Origin of the sequence: Bradyrhizobium sp. SSBR45G (assembly GCF_030159255.1) — a bacterium.
Taxonomy (GTDB): domain Bacteria; phylum Pseudomonadota; class Alphaproteobacteria; order Rhizobiales; family Xanthobacteraceae; genus Bradyrhizobium.
In genome coordinates this window covers 61,143-80,640 of record NZ_BSCT01000036.1, presented here as the reverse complement: position 1 = coordinate 80,640, position 19,498 = coordinate 61,143, and the positions used below count along the sequence as shown (strand labels likewise).

20 protein-coding genes and 1 pseudogene are annotated in these 19,498 nt (G+C 65.8%); 10 read left to right on the top strand and 11 right to left on the bottom strand.

Going from position 1 to position 19,498, the window contains the following annotated elements; all coding sequences use genetic code 11:
• Positions 1-885 precede the first annotated feature (885 nt).
• On the bottom strand, positions 886-1,416 hold the full coding sequence (locus QQL87_RS30295; RefSeq protein ID WP_284422646.1) for an REP-associated tyrosine transposase: 531 nt from the start codon (positions 1,414-1,416) through the stop codon (positions 886-888).
• A gap of 284 nt (positions 1,417-1,700) precedes the next feature.
• Between QQL87_RS30295 and QQL87_RS30290 the strand changes: the two genes are divergently transcribed.
• Complete coding sequence (locus tag QQL87_RS30290) at positions 1,701-1,901, top strand: SEC-C metal-binding domain-containing protein (RefSeq protein ID WP_284422647.1); 201 nt, start codon at positions 1,701-1,703, stop codon at positions 1,899-1,901.
• 342 nt (positions 1,902-2,243) lie between these two features.
• Entirely contained in the window at positions 2,244-3,410 is a 1,167-nt protein-coding gene (locus tag QQL87_RS30285; RefSeq protein WP_284422649.1) for a GGDEF domain-containing protein, read from the top strand.
• A gap of 69 nt (positions 3,411-3,479) precedes the next feature.
• On the opposite strand, the pseudogene QQL87_RS30280 reads toward QQL87_RS30285, so the two are convergent.
• The 7 genes and pseudogenes from QQL87_RS30280 to QQL87_RS30250 all read right to left on the bottom strand — a co-directional run.
• Positions 3,480-3,686 (bottom strand): annotated as a pseudogene (locus tag QQL87_RS30280) (hypothetical protein); the annotation flags it as partial.
• A gap of 3 nt (positions 3,687-3,689) precedes the next feature.
• Positions 3,690-4,001: a transcriptional regulator gene (locus QQL87_RS30275; protein ID WP_284422651.1), complete on the bottom strand. Its 312-nt coding sequence runs from the start codon at positions 3,999-4,001 to the stop codon at positions 3,690-3,692.
• Between the two features lie 12 nt (positions 4,002-4,013).
• Positions 4,014-4,229, bottom strand: a complete 216-nt coding sequence (locus QQL87_RS30270) for a type II toxin-antitoxin system RelE/ParE family toxin (protein WP_284422652.1) — start codon at positions 4,227-4,229, stop codon at positions 4,014-4,016.
• Positions 4,230-4,578: 349 nt separating this feature from the next.
• Positions 4,579-7,704: an excinuclease ABC subunit UvrB gene (gene uvrB, locus QQL87_RS30265; protein WP_284422653.1), complete on the bottom strand. Its 3,126-nt coding sequence runs from the start codon at positions 7,702-7,704 to the stop codon at positions 4,579-4,581.
• 199 nt (positions 7,705-7,903) lie between these two features.
• Entirely contained in the window at positions 7,904-8,086 is a 183-nt protein-coding gene (locus tag QQL87_RS30260; RefSeq protein WP_009026282.1) for a hypothetical protein, read from the bottom strand.
• 184 nt (positions 8,087-8,270) lie between these two features.
• Positions 8,271-8,483 (bottom strand): hypothetical protein, encoded by a 213-nt coding sequence (locus QQL87_RS30255; protein ID WP_035638937.1) that lies wholly within the window; start codon positions 8,481-8,483, stop codon positions 8,271-8,273.
• 65 nt (positions 8,484-8,548) lie between these two features.
• Complete coding sequence (locus QQL87_RS30250) at positions 8,549-9,472, bottom strand: LysR substrate-binding domain-containing protein (RefSeq protein WP_284422654.1); 924 nt, start codon at positions 9,470-9,472, stop codon at positions 8,549-8,551.
• A gap of 92 nt (positions 9,473-9,564) precedes the next feature.
• On the opposite strand from QQL87_RS30250, the gene QQL87_RS30245 reads away from it, so the two are divergent.
• From QQL87_RS30245 to QQL87_RS30235, 3 genes are read left to right on the top strand one after another with little or no spacing between them, the layout of a single operon-like run.
• Positions 9,565-10,329, top strand: a complete 765-nt coding sequence (locus QQL87_RS30245) for a sulfite exporter TauE/SafE family protein (protein ID WP_284422655.1) — start codon at positions 9,565-9,567, stop codon at positions 10,327-10,329.
• 8 nt (positions 10,330-10,337) lie between these two features.
• Positions 10,338-10,577, top strand: coding sequence for a hypothetical protein (locus QQL87_RS30240; RefSeq protein WP_284422656.1), 240 nt, complete (start codon positions 10,338-10,340; stop codon positions 10,575-10,577).
• 32 nt (positions 10,578-10,609) lie between these two features.
• The gene (locus tag QQL87_RS30235) at positions 10,610-11,305 is read left to right on the top strand and encodes a glutathione S-transferase family protein (RefSeq protein ID WP_284422657.1); all 696 of its coding nucleotides are present in this window, start codon (positions 10,610-10,612) and stop codon (positions 11,303-11,305) included.
• Here the strand turns inward: QQL87_RS30235 and QQL87_RS30230 are convergent.
• Entirely contained in the window at positions 11,302-12,090 is a 789-nt protein-coding gene (locus tag QQL87_RS30230; protein ID WP_284422658.1) for a crotonase/enoyl-CoA hydratase family protein, read from the bottom strand. The genes QQL87_RS30235 and QQL87_RS30230 overlap by 4 nt on opposite strands.
• Before the next feature lie 99 nt (positions 12,091-12,189).
• On the opposite strand from QQL87_RS30230, the gene QQL87_RS30225 reads away from it, so the two are divergent.
• Entirely contained in the window at positions 12,190-12,819 is a 630-nt protein-coding gene (locus tag QQL87_RS30225; RefSeq protein WP_284422659.1) for a TetR/AcrR family transcriptional regulator, read from the top strand.
• A 6-nt stretch (positions 12,820-12,825) separates the two neighbouring features.
• Here QQL87_RS30225 and QQL87_RS30220 read toward each other — a convergent pair whose 3' ends face one another.
• Together QQL87_RS30220 and QQL87_RS30215 are read right to left on the bottom strand one after the other, a co-directional pair.
• A complete protein-coding gene (locus QQL87_RS30220) occupies positions 12,826-13,509 on the bottom strand; it encodes an HAD family hydrolase (protein ID WP_284422660.1) in 684 nt (227 codons plus the stop codon).
• Positions 13,506-13,715 carry a cysteine-rich CWC family protein gene (locus QQL87_RS30215; RefSeq protein WP_502871237.1) on the bottom strand — a complete coding sequence of 70 codons (210 nt, stop codon included), beginning with the start codon at positions 13,713-13,715 and terminating at the stop codon, positions 13,506-13,508. The genes QQL87_RS30220 and QQL87_RS30215 overlap by 4 nt, the downstream gene beginning before the upstream one ends.
• Before the next feature lie 154 nt (positions 13,716-13,869).
• Here QQL87_RS30215 and QQL87_RS30210 point away from each other — a divergent pair, with 154 nt between their 5' ends.
• From QQL87_RS30210 to QQL87_RS30195, 4 genes are all read left to right on the top strand, one after another.
• Complete coding sequence (locus QQL87_RS30210) at positions 13,870-15,411, top strand: DUF1800 domain-containing protein (protein WP_284422663.1); 1,542 nt, start codon at positions 13,870-13,872, stop codon at positions 15,409-15,411.
• Between the two features lie 2 nt (positions 15,412-15,413).
• Entirely contained in the window at positions 15,414-16,631 is a 1,218-nt protein-coding gene (locus QQL87_RS30205) for a DUF1501 domain-containing protein (RefSeq protein ID WP_502871236.1), read from the top strand.
• Positions 16,632-16,765: 134 nt separating this feature from the next.
• A complete protein-coding gene (gene hmuQ, locus QQL87_RS30200) occupies positions 16,766-17,086 on the top strand; it encodes a heme-degrading protein HmuQ (protein ID WP_284422665.1) in 321 nt (106 codons plus the stop codon).
• Between the two features lie 345 nt (positions 17,087-17,431).
• A complete protein-coding gene (locus QQL87_RS30195) occupies positions 17,432-19,423 on the top strand; it encodes an AI-2E family transporter (protein ID WP_284422667.1) in 1,992 nt (663 codons plus the stop codon).
• Positions 19,424-19,498 lie beyond the last annotated feature (75 nt).

Sequence of the window (19,498 nt, the reverse complement as noted above, 5' to 3'; positions counted from 1 at the left end):
AAATGATGCTAAAACTATCTTAGCGCCTATGGGCGAACGCCGGGACCCATACCCCAGGGTGCGGATTGAGGCACGCTGGCAATTGGCCTTTTGCCCATCATGACCGCCGCGGCGTATGGATCCCGGATCGGCGCCGCATCGCGCTGTCGCGCGCCGCGGCTTGTCCGGGACGACAGTGGAGGATGACGCGGCTTCACGGCTCGTCCAGCGATCTGCATGGCAATCGACCCAAAGGCGGACAAGTCGCCTCGTTCTCGCGGCACGTCATGCCCGAGCTTTGCTTGCATCGTCGCCCTCATCAAACAGAGGGCGCAGGGAAGGCCGGGCGCTGGCCGCGCCCGTGGCCCGCCTGCGAAAAAAATGCAGGCGGCAGGTACCACAGGTCTGGCCGAGAACGCCCGGCCTTCCCCGCGCGATGGTTGGAACGGCTTATACGTGGTCTCCCTGGTGCACCGGGCTTTCTGGCCACCATGTCGCGACAACGCGCTTGCGCGCGCCTGCCGCTGGACACCAGCATCGGGGTGTCAGGACCGCACGATTTCGCCGTGCACAAGAAACCGTTCGTCGGCGCGACACGAAGCCACGCTGCGATTCCCTGCGCCCACCGCATTCCGCTGCCGACGTCCATGACGACCGCGATACGTCCCCTCCGACGCAACGGAACGGGTGGGACCATACTGCTGATTTGGCGAAGTCGCCAAGCGATTTATTTTTATCCGAAGGGCTGGACAGGGGCGATGACGGCGGAATTGATTTGCCTGGCGGGCAGATGCTGGCGGATGCGGCTTCGCCTCATCCGCCCTACGCACTCAACTCCGTAGGGCGGATTAGCGTAGCGTAATCCGCCATCGAACGGCACGGGCATTTCGATATGGGGCCGGACGATCATCGCTCTCCGAACACGCCGCTTATATCGGCATCGCCAGCCCAATCGCTCGGAAACAGCCCTGCGCGCACATCGCGGTGGAATGACGAATGGGGCCATTCGGCGACACGACTGACAAGACGATGCTTCACTGGATTAATGTAGCAATACTCCACGTGCCGGGCATAATCGTCTTCGTCGCGGATCAGATGCTCCCAATATCGACGCTGCCAGATACCTCGCTCCCGGTTCGCAAGGCGAATCGGGCTCAGGCGCTCGGTTCTTGGCAGCTCACGCGCGAAGCGATTTTTGATCAGCCGCCAGCGAGTTGAGAAGTCGGCATCATCAGGCGGCAGGGTCCAGACGGCATGAAGATGATCCGGCATGACAACGAAAGCATCTATGTCGAAAGGGTATCGCTTCCGGGTCGCAGCTACGGCCGAACGCAAGAGATCGATATGCTCGATCAGCAGGCCCCGACGCCGATCAAGGAGGTTGACGGTGAAAAACCAGCAGCCGCCTGGGACGAATACGCGACGATAGTTGGGCATGGACTCGAAGCCAGCGTCGAGGATCAATGGTCAGGCTACCCGAAGCGGATAAGTGAACACAAGATCGGGCGCCCGATGAGGTTACGTTGCGGCGGATTACGGCTTCGCCTAATCCGCCCTACGATCTGATGGGGATCGCGGCCTTCCTGCGGGATGGTGGTCAGATGTCATCTACAACCGTGCGGTCGTGGCACGGGCTTCCCAGCGGTGGCGCAAGCTGGTAGGAGACTGCGCCGCGGCAATCAGGCTGCGCCCAACGATGGAGGCCGTCATGCGCAAGGTCCATGATCTCGACAACCTCCCCAGCTTTCAGCATCACGCGTAAGCGGCGGGACTCCTATCCCTCGGAAACCCATGTGAAGCGTGGACGCCGGTTCGTTCACGGCGATGTCGAGCTCAGCGAGAAGCTCGGCCGCAACGATCTCTGCCCATGCGGCTCCGGACGCAGGTTTCAAGGCCTGCTGCACGACGTCGGGAAACTATGACGGCGCCAACCGCAACGACTACTTTCAGAGAGTAGGACGGTGGGCCGCAGCTCGATGCGCGCGGCGATCCGGAGGTCGCGCGTTCTCATGACTGATCGTCCATCCGGATCGCGCGCAGGCGCGGGCCGGATGGCTCGAACCGGAGTGGTGTTTGCGCACCGTGGTGCCGGGCCTCCGCCGGATCGCTAAGATGTTGGTGTAAACAACAAACTTACGTTTTCGCTCTATGTGTCGCGTGACGGCGCACGCAATCTGCGCGCGTCGTCGCTATGTCTCGGGCCCATGGGCATGAAGCCGTGAGAGACATGGGCCAGACTGCGGCTGGATCCAAAGGCGCCTGACATGACGGGATGGACGATATCTTCCGCGTCGAGCTCGTCGGCCGAGCACGACGAGTTCAAGAGGATGTTCTCCCTGCTCGTCGCCCTGGTCACGGCGGTGTTCACGGCCGTGTTCGACATCTCGGCGACGCTCGGCCTGATCTGGCTCTCCCCCTCGATGTTCATGGCCAATCTCGGCAGCATGGCCGTCGGAATCGTCACCGCGGCGCTTCTCCACCTCAGGCCGCAATGGTCGAAGCCGCTCGCCTGGACCGCTGCGGGCAACACCTATGTGCTGTTTCTGATTGCGCTCTACAGCATGCCCGGGGATGAGCTGCGCTACGTCTGGTTCTTCGCGCATGCTGGAGGAACATTCCTGTTGCTTGGATCGCGCGCAGGATGGGCCACGATCGTCGTCACCGAAGCGATCATCATCATGTCGTATGTCGCGGGCGGCATCGTGCTGTCCGAGAATGCGCTGGCGACGTTCTGCTTCGGTCTGGCGGCCACGGGCGCGCTGTACCACTGCTACAACTTTCGGACCGCCGCTTTCCTGCGCAGGATCGAGCTCGGCAGGAGACAGCTCGAATATGCCGCCAGCCACGACAGCCTGACCGGCCTGCTCAACCGGCCGGCGTTCATGGCGCGCAGCGGCCGGGTGTTGTCAGAGGCCGGGCGCAGCCCGGTCTCATTGCTGTTCATCGATGTGGACCGTTTCAAATCCGTCAATGACCGCCATGGGCACAAAGGGGGCGACGAGACGCTGGTTGCGGTCGCGGCGACGATCGCGGGATCCGTTCGCGTCACGGATAGCGTGGCCAGGATCGGCGGCGAGGAGATCGTGGTCCTGCTGCCGGACACCGGCGCGGCCGACGCATTCGCGATGGCCGAGCATCTGCGCGCACGGATCGAGACGGCATGTCCGATCATCGCAGGCGACCGGCTGAGCGTCACCGCGAGCATCGGGTGGGCGACGACCGGCTCTGCGGCGCCTTCGATCGAGACGCTCCTGACGGATGCCGACGAGGCCATGTACCGGGCCAAGCAATCCGGACGCAACCGCGTCGAGCCGCGCCCCGCTGCCGGTGTCATCGAGCTCGCCGGGCAGCGTCGCGACGTCGATGCGAGCCCCGGGCTGCAGCCGGCGTTCTCCGAAATCACCGACCAGAAGACCGCCGTCTCGAGCTGAGTCTGGGCGATGTGATCGCGTGGCGACCGCTGTGTGCTCCGGCGTGGGCCCGCACGCTTCAACGCGCGATCACCGCTTCTTCCACCCGCCGCGCTTGCCCGGCGCGCCGCCCGTCGAGCGCGGCGCGGGGCCGAATTCCGGACCCGATTCGCGCGAGTTGGTTGGCTGGATGATCTTGCTGCTGCCGCCGAACGGCTTGGCCGGCAGCTTGGCGTTTGGGCGGTAGGGCAGGGACTCCGGGCCGTGCATCTCGTCGAGATGGGGCTTGTGGACTTTTCGCTAGCCCGTGACGTGAAGCTGCAGGCCGGCTTGCTTCTGCAAATAGCCGATCACACTAAACAGGTTCCTGGCTTGCGGATTTCCTTGAGGTCCGAACATGCGGATCAGGCTCTTGGGTGGTGTGTCGATTGCTTCGCCCAATTTCTCGAAACCCACGGTTGCCTTGATGTAGTCTCGCAGGATCACCTTTCCTGTTTCCATGTCACCGCTGAGCATCGCGTCGATGCCCTCGCGAAGCAGCGCCTCGGCAAAGGCCTTGTCGGCCTTGGCCTGGCTCTGGACCAGCTCCTTGAAGCTCTTCGTCTTTGCCATCAGCATCTCCGCTCAGCGTCTCGACTTGGTCTGCTTGTAGTCCCGCCAATAGGTGCGAGCTGTTTCGATATCGCGCTGTTGCCGCTTCTTTGTACCGCCGGTCAAAAGGATCACCAGAGTATTGCCATCTCGCCCGAAATAGACCCGGTAGCCAGGCCCAAAATCGATCCGATATTCCAGCACGCCTTCCCCGACTGGTTTGACGTTGGAGAAGTTGCCATGCTCCATACGAGCAATCGCTCTCGTCACCTTGCGCGAGCAACTGCTTCCAAATCGGTGAACCAATCCGCGAAGGGCTCTTCCCCATCCGCACCGGCGAAATAGCGGATTTCAATCATATCCAAGGGTAACACATGTGTTACCCTTCTTCAATGTGGTCTTGTCGTCGTTCCGAGGCGCGGAGCGAAACCCCCATCCATTGGACCACCAAGAGCGAGGTGGAGATATCGACGGCCGCTGCACGGCTTCCGGATCGCGGTGGTGTGCGTGGCGCGATCGAGAGGCCATTGCGCCGGTCAACCATTGCTGCAGCGCTGCTTCGGAAAGCCTTGTGTAGGTCGCTGCTTTGCTCTGCCGGCTACCGCTTCTTCCATCCACCGCGCTTGCCCGGCGCACCGCCCGTCGAGCGCGGCGCGGGGCCGAATTCCGGACCCGATTCGCGCGAGTTGGTTGGCTGGATGATCTTGCTGCTGCCGCCGAACGGCTTGGCCGGCAGCTTGGCGTTGGGGCGGTAGGGCAGGGATTCCGGGCCGTGCATCTCGTCGAGATGGGGCTTGTGGACTTTGGAGCCGGTGCTTCCGCCACGGCCGCCGGGACTCGTGGACCCCCCACCCCGACCCTCCCCCGCAAGGGGGGAGGGAGAGGAGGGACCGCCCGTGCGGCGTGAGGAGCCGCCGGTGAGTTCGTCGAGCAGGGGGGCGAGTGGGTCTCTGTCGCCGGATTTTGCTCCGCCACGGCCGCCGCGGCCCTTCAGGGCCGTGGTGGGCAGATTGGCGGCGTCGCCGTATTTCTTGGCGCCGGCGTAAGCGCCCGCCTTGCTCTGCACGGTGCGTTGCTTGGCGGTGGGATCGTCGACGACGGCGAGCTCGGTGGCGCGCAGGCGCTTGACCTCGTCGCGGAGGCGCGCGGCCTCCTCGAAGTTGAGGTCGGCGGCGGCCTCGCGCATGCGGGTTTCGAGATCGGCGAGCACGGCCTCGAAATTGTGCCCGATCGAGATCGCGTCGTCGGTGGCGGTGCCGCCGCCGGTCTCGATCAGCACGTGGTCGCGCTCATAGACCGAGTTGAGGATGTCGCCGATCGACTTCTTGACGCTCTCCGGCGTGATGCCGTTGATGGTGTTGTACTCGACCTGCTTCTCGCGGCGGCGGTTGGTCTCGGCGATGGCGCGCTCCATCGAGCCGGTCATCTGGTCGGCATAGAGGATCACCTTGCCGTCGACGTTGCGCGCCGCGCGGCCGATGGTCTGGATCAGCGACGTCTCGCTGCGCAGAAAACCTTCCTTGTCGGCGTCGAGAATCGCGACCAGCGCGCATTCGGGAATGTCGAGGCCTTCGCGCAGCAGGTTGATGCCGACCAGCGCGTCGAAGGCGCCGAGACGGAGGTCGCGGATGATCTCGATGCGCTCGATGGTGTCGATGTCCGAATGCATGTAGCGGACGCGGATGCCCTGCTCGTGCAGATATTCGGTGAGGTCCTCGGCCATGCGCTTGGTCAGCACCGTGATCAGCGAGCGATAGCCGGCCTGCGCCGTGGCGCGGACCTCGCCCAGGAGATCGTCGACCTGGGTGCGGGCGGGACGGATGTTGACCGGCGGATCGATCAGTCCGGTGGGGCGGATGACCTGCTCGACGAACACGCCGCCGGCCTCGTTGATCTCCCAGCCGCTGGGGGTCGCCGATACCGCGACCGTCTGCGGCCGCATCATGTCCCACTCCTCGAAGCGCAGCGGGCGGTTGTCCATGCAGGAGGGCAGGCGGAAGCCGTATTCGGCGAGCGTCGCCTTGCGCCGGAAGTCGCCGCGGAACATGCCGCCGATCTGCGGGATGGTGACGTGGCTCTCGTCGGCGAACACCAGCGCGTTGTCGGGGACGTATTCGAACAAGGTCGGCGGCGGCTCGCCGGGCAGGCGGCCGGTGAGATAGCGCGAGTAGTTCTCGATGCCGGCGCAGCTGCCGGTCGCCTCCATCATCTCGATGTCGAAGGTGGTGCGCTGCTCCAGCCGCTGCGCCTCGAGCAGGCGGCCCTGCGCATGCAGCTGGTCGAGGCGCATCTTCAGCTCGGACTTGATCGACTTCATCGCCTGCACCAGGGTCGGGCGCGGCGTCACATAGTGTGAGTTGGCGTAGACCTTGATGAACTCCAGCTCGTCCTGCTTGTGGCCGGTGAGCGGATCGAACTCCTCGATATTCTCCACGGTGTCGCCGAACAGGTTCACGCGCCAGGCACGGTCTTCATAGTGCGCCGGGAAGATGTCGATGACGTCGCCTCTGACACGGAAAGTGCCGCGGGTAAAATCGTGCTGGGTGCGCTTGTATTGCAGGGCGACGAGGTCGGCGATCAGCTGGCGCTGGTCGATGCGCTCGCCCTTCTTCAGCGCGAAGGTCATCGCGGTGTAGGTCTCGACCGAGCCGATACCGTAGATGCAGGAGACGGAGGCGACGATGATGACGTCGTCGCGCTCGAGCAGCGCGCGCGTCGCGGCGTGGCGCATCCGGTCGATCTGCTCGTTGATCGAGGAATCCTTCTCGATATAGGTGTCGGTCCTGGGGACGTAGGCCTCGGGCTGGTAGTAGTCGTAATAGGAGACGAAGTATTCGACCGCGTTATCGGGGAAAAAGCTCTTGAACTCGCCATAGAGCTGGGCGGCGAGCGTCTTGTTGGGGGCGAGAATGATGGCCGGGCGCTGCGTCGCCTCGATCACCTTGGCCATGGTGTAGGTCTTGCCCGAGCCGGTGACGCCGAGCAGCACCTGGGTGCGGTCGTTGCGGGCGATGCCCTCGACCAGCTCCTTGATCGCCTGCGGCTGGTCGCCCTTCGGCTCGTAGGCGGACTTGATCTCGAAGCGGACGCCGCCTTCGGACTTCTCCGGGCGCGGCGGCCGGTGCGGGGTCCACACCCGCAGCGAACCGTCGTCCTTGCGGAACTCGGGCCTGCCCTCGCGGATCAGCGATTCCAGCGCTTCCGCCGTGGCCTTGACGCCGAGCGCCTCCATCTTGTTGCGCGGTGGCCGGGCCAGCGCCTCGTCGTCGTCCTCGGCGGTGGGCAGGCCGAGCTGCCGCGCCAGCTCCGGATCGAGCGTCGGGATGGTGGCGGCGGTGCCGTAATTGGCCTGCGGCGCCTCGGACAGGCCGGTCAGCTCTCCGTTGTCATCGGCGGCGGGCGAGGCGCGTCCGCCGGCCGGCTGCGGGTTCGGCCGCAGCGGCATCGTCCGATCCGCGCTGTCGCGCGCCGTCGTGTCGGCGCTCTTGCCCTTGGTCGAGGCGCGCGCGCGATGCGCGGCGGCCTCACCGCCGCTGCGGCGGTCCCAGGAATTGTCCGGCGGCGGCTTCAGTCCGGTTGATGAACCGATTCCACTCTCGCCACGGTTGATGGCGGGGTTGAGCAGCTCGGCGAGCGCCGGCGCGATCGGCTGGACGTCCGGGCGATGCGCCTTGGATTTCGGCGTGCGGCTGGGCTTCTTGGGAGTGTCGGGGGTCTTCGCCATGGCCCGAATATGGGACGGATGGCATCGACATGAAAGAGTGTCCGTACCGCACGGGCTGCGTTGCTGACAGCATGGTGGCAGCAGCCGGTCGGACGATCACTCCTGCATGCTGCCGGCGATCGCCTGGGGGTGCGATCGCCGGAGTGGAGGCATGCCATGATCAGGGCGCTGCGGTGATCCGGGCGCTGCGGCGATCAGGTCAATGACGGGTAGGCGGGTCGACGATATCGAGATGAACGCCGTGGCAGGCGATGCATTGCAGGGCCCAATACTCAGAGCCGCCGCGGCCGTTGATGACGCTGAGAATGCTCAGTTCCGCATCGCAGTCCGGGCAACGCGTGCGAACCGAATAAGTGAGGTGTTTGAGGGCAGGCTCAGCCATGAATTGCAGTCCGCATTACGAATACACTCGGCATTTCGAATTGGCGTTTTGAATGTCGGCTTGGAACCGTTGGGAGCGGCGGTAGATTCTTATCGACCTCACTCTCCGAGATTGTTCCGCGCGGCGCTATCCGTCTTTTCCCGGGGTTCGCGGAATATCCTGCGTTGGCTGCAAATTCGCCGCACTATCTCCATCGCTTGCGGAACCGGTCGATGTGGCTCTTGGCGTCGGCGATCGCCATGTCCGCATCCGACCATGCGAAGCCGACTTCGAGGGAGGGGAATGAAACACCATTGATCACCACCGGAGTCATGTCCGCGCGGCGGATCCGCGCGTGCCATAAGCCTTTTCCTGCTTCGAAAGGCTCGATGGCGAAATCCTCATACAAGTACGTCATTGCCCAGTCCTGATGTCCCGAACGGCAACGACAGCATGAATACGTCGCGGCAAATGTGAACGGGTTCACATGGCGGCGTCTTTTTTCATCGCATCCTTGCGCGGCGCGTTCCGTGTCGCGGATTGCGCGGCCGCACGGATGATCCAGCGCCGAAATGCGGTGAAATCACGCTGTCCGGCCTGGAAGCTGCGATAGACCAGATACCAGCGCTCGCCCTTCGGGACGGTGAGCGCGAACGGTGCAACCAGACGTCCAGCCGCGAGATCGTCATCGATGTAGGGGCGGATGCCCATGGCGACGCCGAGCCCGTCGATGGCGGCCTGCAGCGCGTGTCCGTAGTACTGGAACTCGGTGCCGCGGGCGGTCACGCGGGTGACGCCGGCCGCCTTGAGCCACAGCGGCCAGTCCTCGGCCGCGTGGGACACCCGCAGCAGGCTGGGGCCCTTGAGATCGGTCGGCCGCTTGAGCGTCGCCGCGAGCCGCGGCGTGCACACCGGCACGAGGTCGGCGGCGAACAGCGGCTCGGCGACGAGGCCCGGCCAGGCGCCGTCGCCGAGCCGGATGCCGCAGCTCCAATCGTCGCCGAACGGCACCGCCGCGCCGCCGGTGGTGATGCGCACCTCGATGTCCGGTTCCACCTTGCGAAAGTCGGCCAGCCGCGGGATCAGCCATTTCATCGCGAAGGTCGGCCCGACGCCGAGCGTCAGCACGCGCATCGACGAGGGGGCCATGATCTGCGCGGTCAGGCTCGACAGCGCATCGAAGATCGGCGTCAGCCCGCCTTGATAGGTGCGGCCCGCCGCGGTCAGCGCCAGACGATTGGCCTTGCGCTCGAACAGCACCACGCCGAGCCGCTGCTCGAGCAGGTTGACCATGCGGCTGATCGCAGCCGCGGAGACGTTGAGCTCGGTCCCGGCCGCCGCGAAGCTGCCGGTGCGCGCGGCCGCCTCGAATGCCTTGATGCCGTTCAGGAACAGAAGCCGCCGCATGACAGCCCTCAGGAAAACTGATGGAGGGCAAGATAACTCGGTTTGTGCCGCCGTCGCCAGTGCGACAAGATTGCGGCCAGAGGAGATCAGCCATGACGCCCGTCCTGATTGCAGCGCTCGGATTGCTGATGGTCGCGACGGCGTTCCTGTCGGGCCTGTTCGGCATGGCCGGCGGGCTGATCCTGATCGGGGTGCTGCTCGCGCTGATGCCGCTGCCGGCGGCGATGGTGCTGCATGCGATCACGCAGATGGCCTCCAATGGCTGGCGCGCCGTGCTGTGGCGCCGCCACATCCGCTGGCGCCCGGTCGCCGTGTATCTCGTCGGTTGCGCGCTGGCGCTCGGCGCGTGGTCGCTGCTGCGCTACGTGCCGGACAAGCCGGCCGCACTGCTGCTGCTCGGCGTCACGCCGTTCCTGGCGCGGCTGATGCCGGCCTCATTGAAGCCCGATCCCGACAGCCTTTGGCAGGGCGCCATCTACGGCATGATCTGCATGGGGCTGATGCTGATGACCGGCGTGTCCGGTCCGCTGCTCGACACGTTTTTCCTCGGCGCGCGGTTCGACCGCCGCTCCATCGTGGCCACCAAGGCGACCTGCCAGGTCGCGAGCCATCTCACCAAGCTGATCTATTTCGGCGGCATCATCGACCAGGCCGCCAGTCTCGACCCCGTGCTCGCGCTCGTGGCCGTCGCGGCCTCCATGCTCGGCACCACGCTGGCGCGCCGCATCCTGGAGGCGATGAGCGAGCAGCAGTTCAGGACCTGGGCCAACCGCATCATCACCGCGGTCGCGAGCTACTACATTCTCTATGGCGGCTGGCTGCTGCTGCTCGCGCAGCGCTCCGTCGCGGCGGAATGAGGTGAGCCATGGCTCAGGTGATAGATCCGCTGGTGCTGGACTTCGTCGAATGGATCGCGCGCACGCCGCGCAGCCGCGCCGAGGTGATCGAGGCCTGGCGAACGAGTTGTCCGCGGCTGACGATCTGGGAGGATGCCGCCGAGGCCGGCTACGTCACCCGCGCGCCGGCCGCCGGCGGCGGCATTGTCCTCGCGGTCACCGACGCAGGCGCTCGGCTCCTGCGCGACAATGGCCGTCTCATGGGGTAGAACGGTCCCGTTCGTGAGGAGGAAGGCCTGGCATGTCAGTGAAGCTGTTCGAACTCGTCGGGACCGACGTGGGGCGCCCGTTCAGCCCGTTCTGCTGGCGTACGCGCATGGCGCTGGCGCATAAGGACCTGAGCGTGGACTCGATCCCTTGGCGCTTCACCGAGAAGAGCGCGCTCGCCTGCCATGGCGCGGAAAAGGTGCCAGTCATGCTCGACGGTGACCGGGCGGTGGTCGATTCATGGACCATCGCCAACTATCTCGAGGATCACTATCCGGACCGGCCGTCGCTGTTCGGCGGCGCCGGCGGCCGCGCGATGGCGCGCTTCATGAATGCATGGGGCGACATCGCCGTGGTCGGCGGCATCTTCCCGCTGATCATCGCCGACATTCCGAACAATCTGGCTGCCGAGGACGCCGCCTATTTCCGAGCCTCGCGCGAGGCGCGCTTCGGCAAGCGCCTCGAGGATATCATGGCCGGACGCGACCAGGCGGTGGTGAGCTTCCGCAAGTCGCTGGAGCCGCTGCGCCAGACCTTCAAGACGCAAGCCTTCATCGGCGGCGACGCGCCTGACTATGCCGACTACATCGTGTTCGGCGGCTTCCAATGGGCGCGCGTGGTCAGCCCGTTCCGCCTGCTGGAGGAGACCGACAGCGTCCATGCCTGGCGCGAGCGGCTGCTCGACGCGTTCGATGGGCTGGCGCGCAAGTCGCCGGGATATCCGGTCTAGGAAGAAACACGCGGCGATCGGCGTTCGCGCCACGCCGCCAATCCTTGCTCCAGATCGCGGCCGCCGATCAGGCTGGCGAACTGCTCGCGCTCGACCTGCAGCCCTTCGCTGATGGCCATGTTGAGGCCGCGCGTCGCCGCGGTGATGACGGCGGCGACGGCGTCAGGCCCATGGCGGATGATGCGCTGGGCAAGTGCCTGCGCCGCCGGCAGCAGCTCGTCATGCGGCACGACGGCGTTGACGAGGCCGATCTGAAGCGCGCGCTCGGCCGGGAAGGGATCGCCGGTCAGCAGCAGCTCGAGCCCGCGCTTGCGGCCGACCAGCCGCGGCAGCCGCTGGGTGCCGCCGAAGGTCGGCGGCATGCCGAGCCGGATCTCGGGCTTTGCGAAGCTGGCGCGGGCGCTGGCGACGGCGAGGTGCACGGCCTCGGTGATCTCGCAGCCGCCGCCGAAGGCGAGCCCGTTCACGGCGGCGATGACCGGCTTCCTGAATGCCTCGAGCCGCGCCGTCATGGCCTGGCCGCGCCGGACGAAGTCGCGCAGCGCGGTGGCGCGGCCCTCATGCACGCTCTCGCTGAATTCATCGATGTCGGCGCCGGCCGAAAAGGCGCGGTCGCCGGCGCCGGTCAGGATCACGGCCCTGATGCCGTCGTCCGTCTCGATGCGGTCGAGCGCGGCCATCAGCGCATCGATCAAGGCGTAGCTGAGCGCATTGAGCTGCTCCGGGCGGTTGAGCGTGAGCAGGGCGATGCGGTCGGAGACATGAAGCAGGATGGGATCGGCCATGGCGGCGCCTCGCAGGCTGGCGGTTGATGCAGCAAGACTAGGCGCGGCGCTGGCCAAGGTATATTCACTGGTCAGTATACATTGAGCCTGAGCGCTGCCATGGCCCGTTCCTCTGATCCAACCCGGACACGTATCGTTGCCGCCGCGAGCCGGCTGTTCTACGCCGAAGGCATCCGCGCCGTCAGCGTCGATGCGGTGGCGGAGAGCGCCGGCATCACCAAGAAGACGCTGTACTACCATTTCCGCAGCAAGGATGATCTCGTCGCAGCCTATCTCGCCGCGCGCGACCAGCCGAACCTTGCGCTGTTCAAGCGCTGGTTCGAGGAGAGCGAGGGCGCTTTTCCGGACAGGATCGCGGCGATCTTCATCAATCTCGCCGCTGCCGCGCGCCATCCGAAGTGGCGCGGCTGCGGTTTCCTGCGCACCACGGCGGAGCTCGCCAATCTTCCCGGCCATCCCGCGATCAAGATCGGCGCCGCGCACAAGAAGAAGTTCGAGGCCTGGCTGCAGGCGATGTTCGAAGCCGAAGCGATCGCAGGCGCAGCCGAGCTCGCGCGGCAGATGCTGCTGCTGCTGGACGGCGCCTTCGCCGTCGTGCTGCTGCATCGGGATGCCAGCTACATGGAGACTGCGGCTGAGGCGGCGCGCGCGTTGGTCGCGGCGGCGCTGGCAAGGCGCGCGAAGGCTGGCAAGACGACGCGGCGGACGGCCGCGCGCCGTGCCAGCTAAAAGCTGTTACGTCGCCAGCACCGGCCGCAGGCGCATCCCCAGCATCTCGCGCACCGCATCGAGATGCGGCAGCACGGCCACGCATTTCTCGCGCGACTGCTCGGTCGGCGGCACGATGTCCGGCACCATCAGCGTGATCGCGCCGGCGGCATGGGCCGCGGCCACACCGGGATTGGAATCCTCGATCGCGACGCAGGCCGGCGCCCGTGTCCGCAGCCGCTCCGCCGCGAGCAGATAGAGATCGGGATGCGGCTTGGCGCGGCTGACGTCGTCGCGGGTCAGGATGGCATCGAAGCGGTGGTCGATCCGCGCGAGCCGGAGATGCTCCGACGCGGTGTTGCGCGAGGACGAGGTGACGACGGCCTTGGGCAGGCCGGCCGCCTCGATCGCATCGAGCAGATCGATGACGCCGCGCTTCAGCGGCATTCCCGCATGCAGGATTTCGGCGGTCTTGGCGGCGAACAGGCGATTGACCTCGACCAGCGGAAAGTCGTCGCCGAAATGATCGCGCAAGGTGCGCTCGTTGTCGGGGCCGGGAATGCCGATCATCGCGTGACACAGTTCGGTGACGCCATCGGTGTAGCCCAGCGCGTTCAGCGCCGCGATCGAGGCTTCGAGATAGACCTTCTCGGTATCGAGCAGTGTTCCGTCCATGTCGAGCAGGACGGCTTCGACGTGCCAGTGCGTCACGATCTCGGCTCCGAATCGCGGGCGAGCTTCGTCAGGCAATTGACGCAAAGGCAGTCCTTGAACCGGCTCTCTCCGGCTTTGGGCAGCGGCAGGCGAAGGGTTTCGTCGAAGCACCAGCAGGAACCGTCGGGGTCACAGCTGAATTCCCTTCCGCACGCCTCGCATGTGAGCTGTCGCGCGGTAACCTTTGCTAAACGATTTGTCACGTTCGGAACCACGTCCGGCCAGCCCTTTTCACGTCCGGTTCATCTGCCGGCGCAACTATAGTGCGTGGCAGCAGAGGGCGCCAGCACGCCGGTATCGAACCCATGCAGGATTTGGGTGCACTCATTCTGGCGCAGCAATTGATGAGGACGTGGCATGGCGCGTGATCCCCAGGCGGCACTCATTGCGTTGAACCGCTTCGGCTTCGGCGCGCGTGGCGGCGCTTCGGGCGATCTCGTCAATGCGGCGTCGGATCCGCGCGGCTTCGTCAAGGCGGAACTCGGCCGCCCCAACGGGGCGCTGCTGGAGGTGCCGGGCCTGCAGGGAACTCCTGCGCTCGCCGACGCCGTCTTTGCCTATCAGGATGAGGTCAAGCGGGCGCGCGATGCGGCGGCAAAGCCTGCGTCGGAGACGCCGCCGGTGGAGCAGCCCGGTCAGACGCGCGGCCTGTCCATGAACGGGGGCGACGCGGCGATGTCCGCGCCGCCATCATCTCCGCCGACGACGGGCACCGGCATGGCGCCAGCCGCGGGAGAATCCGCGGCAGGGATGCAGGCGAAGCCTGCTCAGCCGCAGCAGCCGCCCAACGTCGTCCAGAAGACGTTTCGTATCGAAGCGCTGGCGCGGCTGCAGCGCGCGGTGCTCGCCGATTGCGGCTTCACCGAGCGCCTCGTGGCGTTCTGGTCGAACCATTTCTGCATCTCCGCCGGCAAGGGTGAGCTGGCGCGGATGTGGGCCGGCGCCTTCGAGCGCGAGGCGATCCGGCCGCACGTGCTCGGGCGCTTCGCCGACATGCTCAAGGCGGTCGAGCAGCATCCGGCGATGCTGTTCTTTCTCGACAACCAGGAATCGCTCGGACCGGATTCGCGCGCCGGCCAGAACCGCAAGCGCGGCCTCAACGAGAATCTCGCGCGCGAGATCATGGAGCTGCATACGCTCGGCGTCGGCGGCGGCTACACCCAGGAGGACGTGACGTCGCTGGCGCGCATCATCACCGGCTGGAGCTTTGCGGGACGCAACAGCCGCAACGGTGCGCCCGGCAGCTTCGTGTTCAACGCCAATGCGCATCAGCCGGGAGCGCAGACCCTGCTCGGCAAGACCTATCAGGATGATGGCCTGGCGCAGGGCGAGGCCGCGCTCGCCGACATCGCACGCCATCCTTCGACGGCGAAGTTCATCGCCACCAAGCTCGCGCGCCATTTCGTCGCCGACGATCCACCGCCCGCGCTGGTGGCGCGGCTCGATGCCGTCTTCAGGACAAGCAACGGCGATCTTAGGGCGCTGACATTGGCGTTGGTCGATTCCGACGAAGCCTGGTCGGCGCCATTGACGAAGATCCGCTCGCCTTATGAGTTTCTCGTCGCGGGCGGCCGGCTGCTGGCGCGCGTGCCTGAGGATCCCGGCTTCTATCTCAACTCCCTCAATACGCTCGGCCAGCCGCTGTGGGCACCTGCGGGACCGAACGGCTTTGCCGATACCAATGCGATGTGGGCCGCGCCCGAAGGCATGAAGCTGCGGCTCGACATCTCGGCGCAACTCGCCTCGCGCCTCGGCAACAATCTCGATCCGCGCGATCTGCTCGACCTCGTCGCAGGCGATGCGACCTCGACCGAGACGCGGCGCACGATCGAGCGCGCGGAGTCGCGCCAGCAGGCGCTGGTGCTGCTCTTGATGTCGCCGGAAGTTCAGAGGAGATGACGATGGAGCGGACCACGACCTCGCTGTTGACCTCGCGGCGGCATTTGATGCTGGCGGGGGCCTCCTTCGCTGCCTGGGGGTACTTGCCGAAATTCGCCCGCGCCGCCGATCAGCGCGACCCGCGGCTGATCGTCGTCATCCTGCGCGGCGCGCTCGATGGGCTTGCGACCGTCGCGCCGATCGGCGATCCCGACTACGCCGAGCTGCATGGCGCGATTGCGCTTGCCGCCGGTGGGCCGAACCCGGCGCTGCCGCTCGACTCGTTCTTCGCATTGCATCCGTCGATGCCGGAATTCGCCCGCATGGTCAGCGCCAAGCAGGCGGCGGTGATCCATGCGGTCGCAACGCCGTATCGCGAGCGCTCGCATTTCGACGGCCAGGACGTGCTCGAAAGCGGCTTCGCCGGTCCTGGACGCGTGCAGTCCGGCTGGCTCAATCGCGCACTGGAGGTGCTGCCGCGCGGGCCGCGCGTTGCAGGCGCACTCGCGGTCGGGCCGACCGCGCCGCTGGTGTTGCGCGGCGCCGCGCCGACGGTGGGCTGGGCGCCCGTGGCCTTGCCGCAGGCCGACGACGACACCGCGATGCGGCTCGTCGATCTCTATGCGCATCGTGATCCCGCGCTTGCATCGGCGCTGTCGCAAGGGCTGAAGCTGGAGAAGGTCGCGTTCGGTGACGACATGAAGCCCAAGCCGGGCGGCAACCAGATCAACGCGATGCGCCAGGTGGCGCGTGGCGCGGCGAAGCTGATGGCGGCCGATGACGGTCCGCGCATCGCCGCACTCGCCTTCGACGGTTGGGATACGCATGCCAATGAAGGCGGTGCGGTCGGCCGGCTCGCACAGTTGCTGTCGGGCCTCGATGGCGCGCTTGCCGAGTTCGAGAGCGGGCTCGGTCCGCGCTGGCGCGATACGGTGGTCGTGGTGGCGACCGAGTTCGGCCGTACGGCGAAGATCAACGGCACGCAGGGCACCGATCACGGCACCGGCACGATTGCGCTGCTCGCCGGCGGCGCGGTGAAGGGCGGCCGGGTGATCGCCGACTGGCCGACATTGAAGCTTGCGAGCCTCTATCAGGGCCGCGATCTCGCGCCGACCACCGATCTGCGCGCCGTGTTCAAAGGCGTGCTCGCCGATCATCTCGGTGTGAGCGAGCGCGCGCTCGGCGAGACCGTGTTTCCGGAGAGTGCGGCGGTGAGGCCGATGAAGGGGCTGGTGGCGTAAGGCCGCTGCCGCGTCGATCGTCGCTGCCTTCGATTGTTCCAGACATCGCCGCATCCGCGCCGATCGTGGCAGGCGCGTCGCGGCGCGAAGTCTGCTATTCCTGGATGCAGCGGCATATCATCCAGGAGATCAGCATGTTCATCGCCATGAATCGTTTTCGCGTCGCCAAGGGCTCGGAGGCCGGCTTCGAGCAGGTCTGGCTGTCGCGCGACAGCCACCTCGACAAGGTGCCCGGCTTCGTCGAGTTTCATCTGCTGAAAGGACCGGAGGCCGAGGATCACACGCTCTACGCCTCGCACACGATCTGGGCGTCGAAGACCGCTTTCGAGGACTGGACCAAGTCCGAAGCCTTCCGCGCAGCCCACAAGGGCGCCGGCGACAACAAGCCGCTCTATCTCGGCCCGCCGCAGTTCGAAGGATTCGAAGTGCGACAAACGGTGGGCGGCAAGAAGTAGCTGTTTCCATCAGGGGCCGCCTCAAAGGCGGCGCGCTCCCTCTCCCCGTCCTTCACGGGGAGAGGGAGCGCACCCTGCTTGCGGCAATATCTTCGCAAAAGCCGCTTTGAATGACAGGGGCCTGCTGCGGTCGTTGATCGCGTCATCCGCCGGTCGCACGAAGCGGCTGATTGACGCGCAGGCGATGGAATGTGCGCCCGAGGAACTGGAGCCTCACGAGTCCGTTATTGCAGGTCGGAGCAGAGAACCTGGTGTCGAGGCGGGGCCGCATCATCGGCGCGTCTGTTTCGCTCCCAGAGACAACGACCGCGCGCACTGCCCTTCCTCGCTCGGAAAGAGAGTTCGATGATCAGCAGACAGCCGCTCAAGGCCCGCACGCCTGAGGAAGTTCTCGGACTCATCAGCGCTCTGGCCGTCGCGATTTTCGCGGTCATCATCATCTCGCTGCTGTATTTCGGTCGTGACATTCTGGTCCCGGTCGCCCTGGCCATCCTGCTCAGCTTCGTGTTGGCTCCATTGGTCGCGCAATTGCAGCGGTTTCGCGCGCCGCGCGGACTGGCTGTGGTCAGCGTGGTCGTTCTCGCATTCGTCGTGATCTTTACACTGGGCAGCCTGCTCGCCACGCAGCTCACCCAGCTCGCCAGCGAGTTGCCGAGCTATCAATCGACGATGAGCAACAAGATCCAGTCGTTCCGCGACACCAAAGCGGGGCGGGGGACACTCGAGCGTGCATCGGACATGCTCAAGGACCTGGGCAAGGAGCTCGACAAGCCGAAAGAGCCGGAGGCGGCCCGGCCTCCGAGCGGAGGCCTGCGAACCAATTCTCCGTCCGCCCAGGCGCCGATCCCGGTGGAGGTCCGGCAGCCCGATCCCGGAGCGCTGGACAGTCTGCGTACGCTGATTTCGCCGCTCATTCATCCCTTGGCGACGACCGGCATCATCATCATCTTCGTCATCTTCATCTTACTTCAGCGCGAAGACCTGCGTAATCGTCTCATTCGCCTTGCGGGTTCATCCGATCTGCAGCGCACGACAGCCGCGCTCGATGACGCGGCCTACAGGCTCAGCCGGCTGTTCCTCACGCAACTCGCCGTCAACGGCGCATTCGGCGTCGTGATCGGCACGGGGTTGTGGTTCATCGGCATCCCCAGCGCGATCCTCTGGGGTATCCTCGCCGCAGCGCTTCGGTTCGTGCCCTATATCGGCGCCGTGATCGGCGCGGCGTTTCCGCTGGCCCTGGCGGCAGCGGTCGACCCTGGCTGGTCGATGCTGATCTGGACGCTGGTTCTGTTCCTCGTGGTCGAGCCGCTGGTGGGCCACGTCATCGAGCCGATGGTCTATGGGCGCAGTACCGGTCTGTCCCCCGTCGCCGTGGTCGTTTCGGCCGCGTTCTGGACCGCGCTGTGGGGACCCATCGGACTCGTGCTCGCAACTCCGCTGACGGTCTGTCTGGTGGTCATCGGACGACACGTCGAAAGCCTGGAGTTCCTGGACGTCATGTTCGGTGATCGTCCGGCGCTGTCCCCTGCGGAGATCTTCTACCAGCGCATGCTGGCCAACGATCCGACCGAAGCGGCCGGGAAGGCAGAAGAGTTCTTGAAGGAGCGCTCGTTGATCGCCTATTGCGACGAAGTCGCGGTCAAGGGGCTGCAACTGGCCCAGGCCGACGCCGACCGAGGGGCGCTCGCCGTCGATCGCCTTGCGACGATCCGGGACGCCGTTGCCGAGTTGACCGCGGATCTTTCCGATCAGACCGATGGTCCGTTGTCGAAAAGCGAGTCCATCAGCGATCCGGAAACGGCATCGGCCGTCGACGGCCTGGTCACAAACCAGGCAGGCGACACGATTCCCGTTCTCGCCAGGGACAGGCTCGCCGAGGAATGGCAGAGCGAACAGCCCGTCCTCTGCGTCGCGGGGCGAACCCCGATCGACGAAGCGGCCGCGTTGCTTCTTGCGCAACTGTCATCGGCTCATGGGTTGGGCGCGAAGGTTTCGGGAGCAGAGTCGCTCTCGACGGCCAATGTCATCAAGCTGGAGCCTGCAGGGGTTGCGATCGCCTGTCTCGTTTATCTGGGCAATTCAGGCGTTGCTCATATGCGCTATTCCGTGCGTCGCCTGAAGCGGCGGCTCCCCAGAGCCAGCGTGATGTTGGTCTGCTGCGCGGCGGATGTCGATCAGGACGCTGCGAAAGGGCTGCAAGAAGCTACCAAGGCCGATCTGGTCGCTGCCAGCATGGGCGAAGCTGTCAGAATGTGCGTCGAAGCCGCACAGGCCAAGGCCCCTCAGCGCATTGCTGCCCCAGTGCAGCAACGGGACACGGTGACGAACGTCGCGTGAGACGCAACGCGTTCCTGCCCTGCTCTCCCGTGATGATCGCGGGGCCACTCAGGTCGCTGACCAATCGTCACTTGC

What these genes read in the sequence shown, in the direction of transcription:
- QQL87_RS30295 (WP_284422646.1), bottom strand. Translation starts at nt 1,416, where the DNA reads ATGCCCAACTATCGTCGCGTATTCGTCCCAGGCGGCTGCTGGTTTTTC.
- QQL87_RS30290 (WP_284422647.1), top strand. Translation starts at nt 1,701, where the DNA reads ATGATCTCGACAACCTCCCCAGCTTTCAGCATCACGCGTAAGCGGCGG.
- QQL87_RS30285 (WP_284422649.1), top strand. Translation starts at nt 2,244, where the DNA reads ATGACGGGATGGACGATATCTTCCGCGTCGAGCTCGTCGGCCGAGCAC.
- QQL87_RS30275 (WP_284422651.1), bottom strand. Translation starts at nt 4,001, where the DNA reads ATGGCAAAGACGAAGAGCTTCAAGGAGCTGGTCCAGAGCCAGGCCAAG.
- QQL87_RS30270 (WP_284422652.1), bottom strand. Translation starts at nt 4,229, where the DNA reads ATGGAGCATGGCAACTTCTCCAACGTCAAACCAGTCGGGGAAGGCGTG.
- uvrB (WP_284422653.1), bottom strand. Translation starts at nt 7,704, where the DNA reads ATGGCGAAGACCCCCGACACTCCCAAGAAGCCCAGCCGCACGCCGAAA.
- QQL87_RS30260 (WP_009026282.1), bottom strand. Translation starts at nt 8,086, where the DNA reads ATGGCTGAGCCTGCCCTCAAACACCTCACTTATTCGGTTCGCACGCGT.
- QQL87_RS30255 (WP_035638937.1), bottom strand. Translation starts at nt 8,483, where the DNA reads ATGACGTACTTGTATGAGGATTTCGCCATCGAGCCTTTCGAAGCAGGA.
- QQL87_RS30250 (WP_284422654.1), bottom strand. Translation starts at nt 9,472, where the DNA reads ATGCGGCGGCTTCTGTTCCTGAACGGCATCAAGGCATTCGAGGCGGCC.
- QQL87_RS30245 (WP_284422655.1), top strand. Translation starts at nt 9,565, where the DNA reads ATGACGCCCGTCCTGATTGCAGCGCTCGGATTGCTGATGGTCGCGACG.
- QQL87_RS30240 (WP_284422656.1), top strand. Translation starts at nt 10,338, where the DNA reads ATGGCTCAGGTGATAGATCCGCTGGTGCTGGACTTCGTCGAATGGATC.
- QQL87_RS30235 (WP_284422657.1), top strand. Translation starts at nt 10,610, where the DNA reads ATGTCAGTGAAGCTGTTCGAACTCGTCGGGACCGACGTGGGGCGCCCG.
- QQL87_RS30230 (WP_284422658.1), bottom strand. Translation starts at nt 12,090, where the DNA reads ATGGCCGATCCCATCCTGCTTCATGTCTCCGACCGCATCGCCCTGCTC.
- QQL87_RS30225 (WP_284422659.1), top strand. Translation starts at nt 12,190, where the DNA reads ATGGCCCGTTCCTCTGATCCAACCCGGACACGTATCGTTGCCGCCGCG.
- QQL87_RS30210 (WP_284422663.1), top strand. Translation starts at nt 13,870, where the DNA reads ATGGCGCGTGATCCCCAGGCGGCACTCATTGCGTTGAACCGCTTCGGC.
- QQL87_RS30205 (WP_502871236.1), top strand. Translation starts at nt 15,414, where the DNA reads ATGGAGCGGACCACGACCTCGCTGTTGACCTCGCGGCGGCATTTGATG.
- hmuQ (WP_284422665.1), top strand. Translation starts at nt 16,766, where the DNA reads ATGTTCATCGCCATGAATCGTTTTCGCGTCGCCAAGGGCTCGGAGGCC.
- QQL87_RS30195 (WP_284422667.1), top strand. Translation starts at nt 17,432, where the DNA reads ATGATCAGCAGACAGCCGCTCAAGGCCCGCACGCCTGAGGAAGTTCTC.